This window comes from Zarconia sp. (assembly GCF_057467645.1).
Map to the genome: position 1 here is coordinate 71,471 of NZ_JBRJXU010000065.1, position 13,616 is coordinate 85,086.

A 13,616-nucleotide genomic window follows, 5' to 3' on the forward strand; every position below is an offset into this window, starting at 1 on the left:
CCCAATTCTCCATTCGCCAACCCGTAAAACTTGTCACCCATGTCCCAAATCTAAAATCTAAAATCTTCAAAGGGGATCGCGCAAACTTTCCTCTTGTCGCTTAACCGCTGCGAGCAGTTCGGCATTTTGGAGAATCACCCCAGCTTGATTGTTGAAAATCTGCATGTACTTGCGATCGCTCTCGTCAAAACTGGTTTGCCAGCAGTCAGGAACCGTTTCCGGAGTCCGGGAAGGCGATCGCACCTCCCCGGATTCCATGGAATCAATGGCACTTCCAGACTGAATTTTATTCACCAACTGAGTCACCCCCAGCAAATCCCCATCGGGACTCCACACCGGCATACACAGCAAGCTACAGGTGCGATATCCGGTTTTAGCATCGGTTTTACGGGCCATTTCTGAATCGGGACGATCGTACAAATCGAAGGGAATATTGAGCGGCTGGCTGGTTTGCGCCACTTTTCCGGCATAGCCTTCGCCGATTTTGACCCGAATTTTCCGACGACAGCCGTCGTCAAAGGAGACTTTCGTCCACAGTTCTTCCGTATCGCGATCGAGCAACCATAAAGTAGATCGATCGGCATTCATCAGTTTCTTCGCAGCGGACATCACCCGTTGTAGCACTTCTTCGAGATCTAAGTTTTCTTGACTGACCGATCGGGTTGCCGCCATCAACGCCGCCGCCACCCGCTGACCCCGTGCCGTTTTGTGATACGACCGGAAGCTTTCGAGAATCATTTGAATCAGCGGTGCGTTCTGGGTAAATTGCCGTTCGTCTTCTTCCGTAAATCCCTGGCGATCGATTCGTCCGGAGAGGGGTAAAATACTGTTACTACCGGGTTTTAACTTATTAATTAATTGGATGACGGCAATCGTATCGCCACGATCGCCCAATAGAGGCAACGCCAGCATCGAATAGGTGCGATATCCGGTTTTTTTATCCTGGGCTTTGGCTGCTTCCGATCCGGGACGATCGTATAAATCGAAGGGAATATTGATTTTTCGCCGCGTTGCCGCTACCTCCCCAACGATGCCTCGATCGGCAGGCAAGCGAATTTCGAGGGATTGTCCGTTCTCAGCCTCCGCTAAAATCGACCAAAACTCGTTTTTTTCTTCATCGAGTAAAAAAATGCTGGTGCGATCGGCATTCAGGGATTTCCCCATTTTCAACGTAATCGATCGCAACGTCACATCGAGTACGTCATCAAACCCCTGTCCGTCCATCACCTGGTTGAGCATTGCCAGAGTTTGGCTGACCACATTTTGGGGGTGGAGTTCGGCTTTGCGTTTGGCAATGGCATATTTTTGAGCGTTTCGGAGGGCCACCCCCACTTGGGAGTTGAAAATTTGCATGTATTTCTGACTTTGAGTATCGAAACTGACCTGGAAACAATCTGGGGCCGCAGGCCAATCCGCCGGATCGTAATCGGGAAATTCCCCCAGCTTTCGTTTATTGATCAGTTGCGTCACCCCCAGCAAATCTCCGTCGGGACTCCACACTGGCATACACAGCAAACTACAGGTGCGATATCCCGTTTTGGCATCGGTTTTGCGGGAGGTTTCCGAGTTAGGATGGTCGTACAAATCGAAGGGAATATTAATCGGTTCCCCGGTTTGAGCTACAGTACCCGCAAAGCCTTCACCAACATCGACGCGCAACTCGAGAATGCCCCCTTCTTCCGTCTGAATTTTCGTCCACAATCGATGATTTTCCCCATCGAGCAACCACAACGTCGAACGATCGGCATTCATTAATTTTTTCGCCGCGTCCATCACCCGATCGATAATTTCCTCCGAGTCAAGGCTACTTTGAGAAATCGATCTCGTCGCTTCGGTGAGAGCTTCAGATGCCTGCAATCTTTGGGTGAGTTTGTAACTCGATTGACAGCGTTCTAAAATTCGGTTTAGGGCGGGCGCATAGGTTTCAAATTGCTGGCGATCGGTTTCGTTAAACCCGTTACGATCGATTCGTTCGATGAGGGGAGCCTCGGGATGATTATCGAGTTTGAGTTTGTTGAGTAACTGAACGACTGCTACTAAATTTCCTTTTTCGTTGAGCAAAGGAAGGGCGAGTAATGTATAATTAGGGTACTCTCGCTCCTGTCGATTCGAGCGCTCGACGTGGGGTTCGTCAGCAAAATAAAAGGGAATATTCACCATTTCTTTTAAGGTTGCCACTAGCCCGACAATTGCCTTATCTCCAGAAATTTTTACGTTTTCGTGACTTTCACTCTGATTTCTGGCAATAATCGACCAAATTTCGTTCTTCTCTTCATCAATCAAAAACACGGTTGCCCGATCGACCCTTAATTCCTCGGCCATTTTTAAAATCACAGCACCGAGAATCTCGTAGAGAACTTCATCAAAACTTTTGCCGTCCATGATGCTGAGCATCGATAGTAACTTTTGTTCTTGACTGGCAACCGTTTGAATAAAATCCGGTTCGATATCTGCTAAGGCTTTCGTTAACCAGCGTCGATCGAAAATCGAAGCGTAGAGGCGATTAAAAACTTTTAATTTACCCGCAATTTTAATGACCAATCCCGACAACCGTAGATTAATTTGTTCGGGGCGATCGTCAGCTAAAATTTCACCCTGTTGGAGAATCTTTCGATACAGTTTGAGCATCGCATGGGGATTCTCGCCGCTGTGAAGAAGGCGATCGCGCACGGTTCTTAAATGGGGCGGTTCGTCCCGCGCTTCCCAATTGCGAACGATCTGCGTATGAATTAAGTTTTCGACCCAATCTCGAACCTGAAAACTAGAATCTCGGTATTGAAACGTCGGACTCGATTCGGCTTCTCGAACGATGAGATGGCAAATTTTTTGAGTTAAAAAAGGCTGACCTCCCGTCCAATCTAAAACCGTAGTAATGGCTTCTTCGGGATCGGGAACTCGACCGGCTAACCCCAAAACGAGCGACTGCGCTTCCTCGTATTGAAACCCATGCAATTCAATGGCTAAACCGAGATTGAAGGGGGTACAATTTTTATCTTGAATTAAATCCGAGGGGGTCGTGACACCCAGCAAAACAAATGTCAATCGGCGATCGCCATAGCACGATCGAAGAAATGCAAAAAAGTCATCGGTGCGGAAATTCAGACTGAGAACGCTATCAATTTCATCGATAAAAATGACAATTTTTTCCCGAACTGTTTCGAGTAAAACCTGTTCGATTAATTCGCTCAACCGCTGCACCGGGGAAAGATATTCTCGATCGCCCAGCCAATCTTTCAGCTCGATGGGAAGACAAAAACTCGTCACCAGCCGGCGCATGATGCCGGCATACCAGCGATCGGGGGTAATATCCCAACTGCCGATTTTCGTTAAGTCGATCGCCGCACAGGCAAACCCCTCAGCTTGCAATCGGTGCATGGTACGCACCCGCAGACTTGTTTTGCCCATCTGTCGGGAGTTGAGAACGTAGCAAAATTCTCCGGTTTTGAGGGCATCGTAGAGCTGACTGTCCGCCTGCCGCACTACGTAACTCGGCGCATCGAGGGGAAGGTGTCCGCCGACTTTGTAGCTAAACGTAAGTCTGGATATGGGGGAGATTTCGGACAAGGCAATTGCTCCTGAAAATGCGTTCTGAAAATGTTCTGGGAAAATGCGCTCTGACAATATGCTCTTATGCTCTGGCAATGCGTTGCGGGTACTCCTATTCAGTTCTCGGTGTGAGGAAATAAATTGATGCGGAGTATGGGATGCTCAGTGTCGATTGCGGTCGAAGGATGAAAAACTACGATGGTAACAGGAGTAAGGAAGAAACTGGGAAGGCCAGACACGAGATGCGCTCGTCTATCTGGTTGCGTCCACCCCCATCGCGACAGGAAAATTATGGGGGTCCTCGAGAAAACTCGCTCTTGGATGTTTTGACCCGATATTGACAAACGACAGAGCTACAAACGACCCGACGGGAGCGATCGTTTATCCAAACCCTTACGAAATCAGTCTTTGAATATTTTTAACCCCTTTTCCCGAGCGCGTCTAGCGCTATATTCTTCAGGGTAACAAGAAAAATCGCTCTCATGGCAAAACAGCGACTCGATCGATTATTAGTAGAACTGGGGCTATGTTCTTCTCGACCCCTCGCCCAGCGTTGGATTCGGGCGGGTGAAGTGCGAGTGAACCAGGAGGTGATCGATAAACCGGGAACCCAAATCGATCGCGCGGCCGAGATAGTCGTCAAAGCCCGTTCTCCCTACGTGTCCCGAGGGGGAGAGAAACTCATCAAAGCCCTCAAGACCTTTGAGACTTCCCCCCAAGATCGGATTTGTCTCGATGGGGGAATTTCCACCGGGGGATTTACCGACTGCTTATTGCAGGAGGGCGCAAAACTCGTTTACGGCATTGATGTGGGCTACGGACAAGTGGCGTGGACTCTCAGAAACGATCCTCGCGTCCGGTTGCGCGAACGGACGAATCTGCGCCATCTGACCCCAGATGAGTTGTATCAAACCGACGATCCGCGACCGGATTTGGGGGTGGTGGATGTTTCGTTTATCTCTCTGAGGAAAGTGTTACCGGCGATGTGGCAACTGCTCGTACCGCCTCGGGAGGTGCTGTTACTGGTGAAGCCGCAATTTGAGGTGGGGCGCGATCGGGTGGGGAAAAAGGGCGTAGTGCGCGATCGAGATGACCAAGCCGGGGCGATCTTTCAAGTCCTCGAAAGTGCCCGCAGTCTGGGATGGCAGCATCGAGGAACCACTTGGTCTCCCATCACCGGTCCGGCCGGTAATATCGAGTATTTGCTGTGGTTGGGGATGGAGAGTTCCGTTCCCGAATGCAATTTGGCAACCATGCAGCAACTGACCCGGGAGGCTTGGGAAGCGTTGAAACGCAGTTAACTTAACATCAGTTTTGGAGCGGAAGTCTCTGGTTAGGGTAGAGTGTGGGGAACACAGAAGCGCCATTATCCATTCTGGCGAATCAGAGTTTGAGTTTTGAATAGAACACCTCCAGATTCCCCTTGACAAGCGGCACACAAGCGAAACCGTTCACCCATGGGTATTTTGAGGTCGATTGCGATCGCGATCGCTTCATTGTATTGATGACGATCGCATCAGAAGCTGCAAACGATCGCTGTACATTTCGATCGCATTCACGATTTGACTAGAGTTCGATCGCCCTAGCGGTCAAGGATTGAAGAGATATTAGAAGAGTTAAGATCGTAATTTTCTCAAAGTCATGTCTTGTCAGATTCAACTTCTCCCCGGCGCGATTTCGGAAATTTTCGCCTCGGCGGCCGAAACGGGGTGTTTAACCTTGTGCGATCGTTACGGACTCATGGCAGCTGCCATGGATGAAACCCTGGATGAAGACGAACGCAGAGCCATCAATCGGCTGTTGCGGGCGATCTCTCGCGGACGGGTGAAAATCATTTCTAATTGAGGAGACATCCTACCCCATTAATGTCACGTGCAACTTACAGCGGTTTTCGCGCGTTCTAGACTCCCAGAATCAATAGGTAGGGTGGGCAGTTCGATCGCTAAAAGTACAACCTCCACACCAAAAACTGCCTACTCACCCCTCTCGGGGTGTCTACTTTGATGAAAATCGCTATAAATTATCCAAAACCTTACAAAGTGGGGGAAAAGGTAAAGGGGTAAGGGGTAATTTATATTCCAAGTCACGTGGTGACTTCGCACAAAGTTACACGTGGCATTATTCAGCAAAAAGTTGAGAAAAAAAGTTTCCTGACGCATTCCGATCGAGGGTGCAGAAAATAAGCAGGGCTTTGTCGCGCCACCTGCAACAGATTTTCATGCACTCACTTTCTCTATTGGCATCCAGTCTCGCCGCTACCCTAGCAACATCTTCAATTCCCGCCGATGTAGTCGCACCCGATCGAATTTCGCCCTCGACATCGAACATCCAGACCACCACTGAGATCGTATCGCCACACGAGCGAACCGCTGCTGTCTCCGAACACCTCGAATCGGAATTGAGACGTTCGGGCCCGCAGTCGGGAGCACAACTCTACTACCAACGAATGGCGGCAGTCAATGCGGGTTTTCTCTACACGCGCCTGCCGAGTCATAGTTTCCGGGCTGTCTGGAGCGATGCGACTGAACCCCCCACCCACGAGCAGTGGCAGGAGTTGCTGGCGACAGAAGCAGCAGCCCTGGCTGCGGGTCAGGGAGATAATCCCTTATCGATCGCGATCGGCGACTCCCTCAGCCTGTGGATGCCGGCATCGGAGCTTCCCGGCGATGGGTTGTGGCTCAATCAAGGGATTTCTGGAGATACCACCGGTGGAATTCTCGATCGTCTCTCGGCTTTGGATGCCACCAACCCCAATCGAATTTATCTGATGGCAGGGATTAACGATATCAAAATTGGCGTCAGCGATGAGGAAATTATCGACAACTACCGTGACATCGTCCGTCACTTACGTCAAACTCACCCCCAAGCCGAGACGATCGTCCAGTCGATACTACCCACTCGTCGAGAGACGCTGCCCAATGCCCGCATCCGCGAAATCAACCGACAATTGGCGATTATCGCTCATCAGGAGGATGCAACCTTTGTGAATTTACACGTTTACTTTACGGATGCTCAGGGCGATTTGCGCACCCATTTAAGCACCGATGGATTGCATCTCAACACCAGCGGTTACGCAGTATGGCAGTGGGTGATCCAACAAATCGAGTTGGGAATTGCCATGGGGGTTTAACGATCGAGGTTCGTCGGGAATCGATCTTCCTCGGGGGTTTAGGGTCATCGGTTAAAGGGCAAAGGGGGTTCAAAAGCGATAGAAAACAAAAGAAGCCCAGCAAGTAAGGGGATAATGAAGCGATCGGCTTATTTTCTCCCCTTGTCTCCTTGTCTCCCTGATGCTCAAACCGCCTCTAAATCTTTCTCTCCCGTCCGCACTCGCACGATCTGTTCGATGGAACTGACAAAAATTTTCCCATCACCGATTTGCCCGGTTTGAGCGGATTTCATGATGGTGTCGATCGCCAGATCGAGGTGCTCGTCTTCAATAACGACTACAATTTTGACTTTCGCCAGAAAGTCCACGGTATATTCCACACCGCGATAGCGTTCCGTTTTTCCTTTCTGTCGTCCGAAGCCTCGGACTTGAGAAACGGTCATGCCAACAATCCCAGCATTGACGAGAGCGCTTTTCACGTCCTCGAGCTTGGATGGTCGGATAATCGCCTCTACCTTTTTCACGTTTTTGGCTCCTATATGCTTATTGCTGAGTGCGCTCGCATTTATCATCCTCAGTATGGCATGAAACGCATAATAATTAAAATCTTTTTGTAGTTATTTTTACGTTTTGAAAATATTTTTAGGAAGTTTGGTATTGAGAGACTTGTGCTCGGCAATGAGCCGCTTCACAAAACAGCACAAAGAACCTTTTCGGATCGAGTTGGCTTGCGAACAATATGGATTGACTGTTCGCAAGTCGACACCCGATCGCGAAGCGACTCCGTAAAGCCGTATTGCGCTCGTACTAAATACTTACTTTAATTGCTCTCGAATGGCTTCAATTCGCTTTCGATTCACGCCCAGATCCGATTCTCCCAAACGAGAAGCCGATCGGACCTCGATGGTTCCCATTGTCTCATCTAAATAAAATTCCACATCATCCACAAAACCCATGAGCTTGCTGGTAAACTCAGCATAAATATAACCCTCGTCTGCCTTGACGATTTGAGCCTCTTTCAAAGAGTCGATCGTCTCTTTAAGTTCGGCAAAGGTTTCCTTAAGATGTGAATCAGAGGTAAAGGGATTGATATAGTGCTCGGGGTCAGTACTTTGACTCGATACGCAGTTGGGCGAACTGGGACAGGGAGAAAGTTTTCCCCCATTGACACCCAGATTCTTCGGTGGCGAACCGGCAAAATGGAAGAGACTCGCAATCGTCGGTGATGACGTCGGGAACATCGTTCCGGCAAAGACTGGAAAACCAGGTAGGACGAAAAACACAACAGCGGTGAAGAGACTAAGGGCAAAGCGTGAGTATTGGAATCGTCGCGACATAAATTTACTTGGGATTTTGCATCTGCGATTATTTTATCGGGTCAATTGCCCGGTAGAACGCATTCTAGATTAGAAACTCTAATTCAAGCCATTTAAATTATGCAATTCATTCTATTTTGAATCGTAAAATCTATTGGTTTTTAATTGATAATGGGTGTGAAAACGTGTGAATCATGAAGAAAAAGTATTGGATTCAGTTTGTTACTGCATTTGGGATTTTATTCTTATTTTTATTTTTTGTCAGTCGAGCAAAAAGATTCGACTTAGAACAACATAACCAGTTTACTCGATCGTTGTTAAAAATAAAACAGCGATATGCCATACTCAATCAAGATATTCTTCAATCCAAATATAAAATCATTCAATCTTACGACTCGATCGTTCTGGAAATATCCGATCTCTACCGATTACAGAAACAACTTCTCAATGTTCCATCTTTTATCGATCGAGAAGGTGAGAGAAAGCTACGAGAGAATTTAGAATTACAAGGTGAAAAAATTGAAGATCTCGATGAATTAACCAATAGATTTAAATCCTCGAATGCAATTTTGCAAAATTCTTTAACCTATTTTCCTCTTCTGACTGCTGAAACTCTCGATTTCATCGACCGGCAAACAGTGGATCGAGACTTAGCAAATCAAATTAGCTTACTGATGGATAATATCGCCTTATATCAATTTAGCAATAAAGCACAACAAAAAGATGATATTTTAAAAACAATTCAATTTATACATGATTATAAAGCATTTGAATTAAGCTCAGAGCTGGACAATAAGCTTGACGATATTATTAAGCACGCCGAGGTAATTTTAGAAACGCAAGAAAATGTAGATACGATCGTGCAAGAAATTCTGAGAATGCCCACCTTGGAACTGAGCGACGAACTCTCCTTACTCTACGATTTTCATTACGCTCGTGCTATTAATATCAGCAATCGATATCGTTTCTACACTTATATTTTAAGTATTCTCGTTTTATGTGGAATATCCTATTTTATGATGAGTCAGTTAGCACAAGCACGAGAATCGGCCTTAGAAAGCTCAAGACTCAAATCACAATTTCTCGCAAATATGAGCCATGAAATTCGGACTCCGATGAATGGAATTTTAGGAATTTCAGAACTTCTCTTAAACACGAACTTATCCAAGGAACAACGAGAATCTGTCAAAACCCTGCAATTGAGTGCAGATAGCTTGCTAACGATTATCAACGATATTCTCGATCTATCGAAAATCGAAGCGGGCGAAATGCACTTAGAACGGCTAGAGTTTGAGTTAGACACTTGCTTAGAGCGCGTCGTTAGCTTGCTCGATCATCGCGCCGCTCAAAAAAATATCAACTTAGAATTCCACATCGACAAACTCGTCCCGAGAAGATTAGTGGGAGATGTCAGTCGGTTACGTCAGATTTTAATGAATCTGATTGGAAATGCAATTAAGTTTACACTCAAGGGAAAAGTGGAAATTTGGGTTTCGTATCATCGGGATTGCGAATCTAGTATGACTGCGATGGATCGCACTAGCCTGAAGAAAATCAACCTAAAATTTCAAGTCCGAGATACGGGGATTGGCATCCGCAAGTCCGATTTACCCAAATTATTTCAAGTTTTTTCTCAAGTTGATGCCTCCACATCTCGCGAGTATGGGGGAACGGGTTTAGGTTTGGCGATTTGCCAAAAACTCGTCACCCTGATGGGGGGAGAAATTGGGGTCGAAAGTGAAGAGAATCGGGGTTCGACTTTCTGGTTCACCGCCACATTTCTTCAGCCTGAGGCGAAGGAAGCGGCGAGGGAAGCGATCGCGGGAAATCTATCAAAGCCCGAATTATCCTCATCCAGGGATACCACACTCTTATCGAGCACTCAAATATCACTCACTCAAATTCCCCAAGTCAAGTTCTCTGGGGAGGGGTTGACTCGAATACATCCAGAGGCGAAAACCCCCCTCAATATTTTGGTGGTAGAAGACAACCCCGTCAATCGAAAAGTGCTGTTGCGACAACTGCAATTGTTGGGCTACTATCCCGAGTGTGCCACCAACGGACGAGAAGCGATCGAGCAATTGAAACTCGACGATCGCGATTTGGTTCTGATGGATTGTCAAATGCCCGTTCTCGATGGCTACGACGCGACTCGAGAACTGCGCCGTTACGAAGGGCCAACCCGCCATACGGTGGTGATTGCGCTGACAGCTCATGCCATGAAAGGCGATCGAGAAAAGTGCTTGGCGGCGGGTATGGATGACTATTTAACAAAACCCGTCAATTTGGAAACCCTCAGAGCCAAAATTGAAGATTGGGCGGGACAGTTACAGTCAACCTCTTCGGTTCCAAAACCTCGAGAACCCGCTCATCCTCCAAATCTCATTGACTTCGATCGACTCAATGAAGTGTCTGATGGGGATGTGGAATTTCAACAAGAACTGTTGGAAATATTTATCGAAGATGTAACTGAAAAATTGCAAGGACTCCAACAAGCTTTCCAAGATGGCGATCGTTCGGGAATTGCCCGCTACGCTCACACGATTAAAGGTGCGAGCGCAAATTTGGGTATTACTTCGATGCAAGCCATTGCCCTGAAACTCGAGCATCAGGCACGAGAAGACCAACTCGAAGACCCGCAACAACAACTCACGCAAATTTATCAAATCCTCGATCGACTCAAGGAGTCGATCGCTCAATGGCACTCAAAAATCACTCATCAGCCATAGGTTCACGTCAGTTTGGGATAAAACCCTGGGGTGTGGGGTATAGGAAGCGGGGTATAGGGTATGGAGCAGCATTAGACGAAATTACAGGAGGAGTCAGGGTTTGAGGGTTGCATAGAAAACCTCAATCTGAAATCTAAAATTGGGACTCGTACATGATTTTACGGATAAGCGTCTCTCTTGAAGAAATCAACCTTCGGAATTTTCGGAATTTTTTTCAGGCAATTCACAATATTCTCATCTAAGATTGCCACTCTTATCCGTATTTATTCTTATACTTTAAAAAATAAACTTACAAAATCAAGAATATTACCGACCGTTCTGAGATTCATCAATCAGAGCAATCGATGTTAGCTCAGACGAAAACTTGAAAACTTTACATGTATTTTGTATAGTAAATTACTGTTAAATACTTCAAATGTTAATAAATTACGGCATTGTTTATTATTTTTTTATTTTCTGAAAATTTGCCGATATGAAGTATTAGTAAAGTTGGCTCAGATCCCTAGACGCGAATAGGCAGAAATATGCTATCTTCCATTTCATCGGGACGTTAAAAAAACTTAAAAATAGAAGAAAGAAAGGCGGAAAGTTGGGATGAGCAAGAGCTAGAGACTCGAATTCACAGGAATTACAGCATAAGTGGTGTGACTCAAGTCCAGTCAGTTTACTGAGCCGATTGCTTTTACTCATTCATCCAACTGCATGATTTCCAGTAGCAGAACGAGCGAGCGAAAGGCTTTTCAACTCCGGACATTTAGACTGATGACATCATCATGCATCCGGAATTGATGCAATTCTGGGTGCAAAACATATCTAGATAATATTACTGAACGTGGAGATTCTTTTCATGATTGCACTCCAAAAAGTGCGTGTGGCGATCGCTAGCTCAATGCTGGCGATTTTAGCATTGGGACAGGCGAGTCGAGCGGCAACAATTACAGCAAGTACCACGGGTTTCGATACGGGTGGAGATGCGGCTCTGAGTTTTAACTCGTTTTTTCAGGTCACCTTCAATGAGGGTCTGCCGGATCTTCAAATCACCTCATTTACCTTCGATCTCTCCCCCGATGTGGATGGCTTTTTCGACCCGAACGGTGTCACCCTCTTCGGTGAATCTTTAGGTGGCGGAACGCCAACATTAGGTGGAAACAGCAGTATTTCTCCAGCGGATATTAATTTCGAGATTTCGAATGATGGAAAACAGCTTCGAGGAACTTTACTGAGCGATGGGTTTAGTGCGGGTCAATCGTTAACCTTTGGCGTGGATACCGATAATGTCGGTCTCAACGAAATCCCAGTTCCCGTTACCATCGGCTCTCAAACAGCAGAAGTTAATATCGATACGGGAGCTGATTTTGGTCGAGTGGGAACGATTTTCAGCGTCGAACTTTCCAACGGAACTTCGAGTTCAACTTCATTGGGAGTAACGCGCGATGTTAGTCTCGATGAGATTATTGATGGAATTAATGCGAATCCTCCCCTACTTCCAGACCCCGCACCTCAATCCGTCGCCGTCTTAGAGCTAGATGACGTTCGCTCCGTACCCGAACCGACATTTGGTGTGTCTTTAATCCTGGCTTTGGGGGTCGGGTTCAAGACGCGCAACCGGCTCAATTCCGAGCGATCGTAACCGCACCTCTCATATCGAATCCGGTTGGATAACCACATAATTGAGGGCAAGGGGGGCAGAAGGGGTCAGGAGAGGCAAGAGAAGAAAACCCCGGTAAGATGACACAATTACTCGGGTCAGGGAACTCACCTCGACTGCCGTACATTCGCCCCTCTTACATTCCCAGAAATTCATCGAGCTTGGGTACGTCAACCCAACATCCCTTCTCGTTCGATTCGTGAGTTAAATCCATCAACAGTTGGGAATAGACACCATCTCGGAGGGAAGGTGAAATTGCTTCACCGCGATCGATTCCTTGCACCCATCCATCGACCACTCGCAGAAAAGGAGCGAGCCGTCCGTCGGGGTAGGTGCGGGGAAACTCCAGATGCTCGGGAATACTCAACTCCTGCATCGGTTCTCCTCCCTGGGAACCCCACAGCTTAAATCCGTGAACGTAATCTTTCTGATTGTCGCTGCCTAAAACGAGGGTTCCTCGATCTCCGTAGACTTCCACCCAATGCCCCCGTCCGTTGGCCGCTACGGAAGTGATACTCACCTGAACTGGCGTACCATCGGTCAATTCTAGAGTGGCAAAACAGGTATCGTCGGCATCCACCGGTTTGAGTTTACCCCCTTCCGTGGGGTCGGGACGTTCGAGGATGGAAGTGGTCAGTTTCGCCGATAGCCGACGCACCCCACCAAACAACCAAGCAACGTAGTCGAAGGTATGGGAACCCAGAGCACCCAGGGCCCCACCCCCTTTCTTCTTCTGGGCGTACCAATTCCAGGGGCGATCGGGATTGGCCCGACTCGACATCAGCCAATCAATGGTAATCAGGCGCGGCTTGCCGACATATCCTTCTTGCATCAGTTCGGCAAATCGCTGCCAAGGGGGAACGAAGCGGTACTCGAAATCCATGGTGGCAATAACCCCATTTTGCTGTGCCAGATGATACAGTTCTTTGGCTTGGGTGGCAGTTAAGGTGGTGGGTTTTTCGAGCAATACGTGTTTGCGAGCTTGTAACACAGTTTTCGCCATTTCATAGTGCAAAAACGGAGGCGTGGCGATCGTGACGGCATCGAGTTCGGGCAAATTCACCAGTTTCTCGATGGTTTCGCAGCTATGGGGAATTTGAGAAGACTCGGCAATCCCCTGAGCTTTGGTTAAATCTCGATGATAGACGGCGATCGCTTGGGTACGATGGTGGGCCTGTAACCCGGGAATATGGACTTTCTGACCGAAACCCGTACCGATAACGCCAACTTTAATTTCTGCTTCCATTTGAATTTGACGATGACAATTT

Annotated in this window: 9 protein-coding genes; 5 read left to right on the top strand and 4 right to left on the bottom strand. The window is 47.4% G+C overall.

The genetic code is table 11. The features are described from left to right. Positions 1-66: 66 nt before the first annotated feature. The gene (locus AC2215_RS09540) at positions 67-3,564 is read right to left on the bottom strand and encodes a GAF domain-containing protein (protein ID WP_486809751.1); all 3,498 of its coding nucleotides are present in this window, start codon (positions 3,562-3,564) and stop codon (positions 67-69) included. Between the two features lie 464 nt (positions 3,565-4,028). On the opposite strand from AC2215_RS09540, the gene AC2215_RS09545 reads away from it, so the two are divergent. The 3 genes from AC2215_RS09545 (at position 4,029) to AC2215_RS09555 (ending at position 6,676) form a co-directional block, all read left to right on the top strand. Next, a complete protein-coding gene (locus tag AC2215_RS09545) occupies positions 4,029-4,847 on the top strand; it encodes a TlyA family RNA methyltransferase (protein WP_486809752.1) in 819 nt (272 codons plus the stop codon). A 340-nt stretch (positions 4,848-5,187) separates the two neighbouring features. Then, positions 5,188-5,391, top strand: coding sequence for a hypothetical protein (locus tag AC2215_RS09550; RefSeq protein ID WP_486809753.1), 204 nt, complete (start codon positions 5,188-5,190; stop codon positions 5,389-5,391). A gap of 373 nt (positions 5,392-5,764) precedes the next feature. Further along, a complete protein-coding gene (locus AC2215_RS09555) occupies positions 5,765-6,676 on the top strand; it encodes a GDSL-type esterase/lipase family protein (RefSeq protein ID WP_486809754.1) in 912 nt (303 codons plus the stop codon). Positions 6,677-6,840: 164 nt separating this feature from the next. Here the strand turns inward: AC2215_RS09555 and AC2215_RS09560 are convergent, their stop codons facing one another. Then, positions 6,841-7,179, bottom strand: a complete 339-nt coding sequence (locus AC2215_RS09560; protein ID WP_486809755.1) for a P-II family nitrogen regulator — start codon at positions 7,177-7,179, stop codon at positions 6,841-6,843. Positions 7,180-7,470: 291 nt separating this feature from the next. After that, on the bottom strand, positions 7,471-7,896 hold the full coding sequence (locus AC2215_RS09565) for a DUF1499 domain-containing protein (protein WP_486809756.1): 426 nt from the start codon (positions 7,894-7,896) through the stop codon (positions 7,471-7,473). Positions 7,897-8,165: 269 nt separating this feature from the next. On the opposite strand from AC2215_RS09565, the gene AC2215_RS09570 reads away from it, so the two are divergent. After that, a complete protein-coding gene (locus AC2215_RS09570) occupies positions 8,166-10,700 on the top strand; it encodes a DAHL domain-containing protein (RefSeq protein WP_486809757.1) in 2,535 nt (844 codons plus the stop codon). A gap of 847 nt (positions 10,701-11,547) precedes the next feature. Beyond that, positions 11,548-12,330: a hypothetical protein gene (locus AC2215_RS09575; protein ID WP_486809758.1), complete on the top strand. Its 783-nt coding sequence runs from the start codon at positions 11,548-11,550 to the stop codon at positions 12,328-12,330. 154 nt (positions 12,331-12,484) lie between these two features. Here the strand turns inward: AC2215_RS09575 and AC2215_RS09580 are convergent, their stop codons facing one another. Continuing rightward, positions 12,485-13,594 (bottom strand): Gfo/Idh/MocA family protein, encoded by a 1,110-nt coding sequence (locus AC2215_RS09580; RefSeq protein WP_486809759.1) that lies wholly within the window; start codon positions 13,592-13,594, stop codon positions 12,485-12,487. Between the last annotated feature and the right edge of the window lie 22 nt (positions 13,595-13,616).

What these genes read in the sequence shown, in the direction of transcription:
- AC2215_RS09545 (WP_486809752.1), top strand. Translation starts at nt 4,029, where the DNA reads ATGGCAAAACAGCGACTCGATCGATTATTAGTAGAACTGGGGCTATGT.
- AC2215_RS09550 (WP_486809753.1), top strand. Translation starts at nt 5,188, where the DNA reads ATGTCTTGTCAGATTCAACTTCTCCCCGGCGCGATTTCGGAAATTTTC.
- AC2215_RS09555 (WP_486809754.1), top strand. Translation starts at nt 5,765, where the DNA reads ATGCACTCACTTTCTCTATTGGCATCCAGTCTCGCCGCTACCCTAGCA.
- AC2215_RS09565 (WP_486809756.1), bottom strand. Translation starts at nt 7,896, where the DNA reads ATGTTCCCGACGTCATCACCGACGATTGCGAGTCTCTTCCATTTTGCC.
- AC2215_RS09570 (WP_486809757.1), top strand. Translation starts at nt 8,166, where the DNA reads ATGAAGAAAAAGTATTGGATTCAGTTTGTTACTGCATTTGGGATTTTA.
- AC2215_RS09575 (WP_486809758.1), top strand. Translation starts at nt 11,548, where the DNA reads ATGATTGCACTCCAAAAAGTGCGTGTGGCGATCGCTAGCTCAATGCTG.
- AC2215_RS09580 (WP_486809759.1), bottom strand. Translation starts at nt 13,594, where the DNA reads ATGGAAGCAGAAATTAAAGTTGGCGTTATCGGTACGGGTTTCGGTCAG.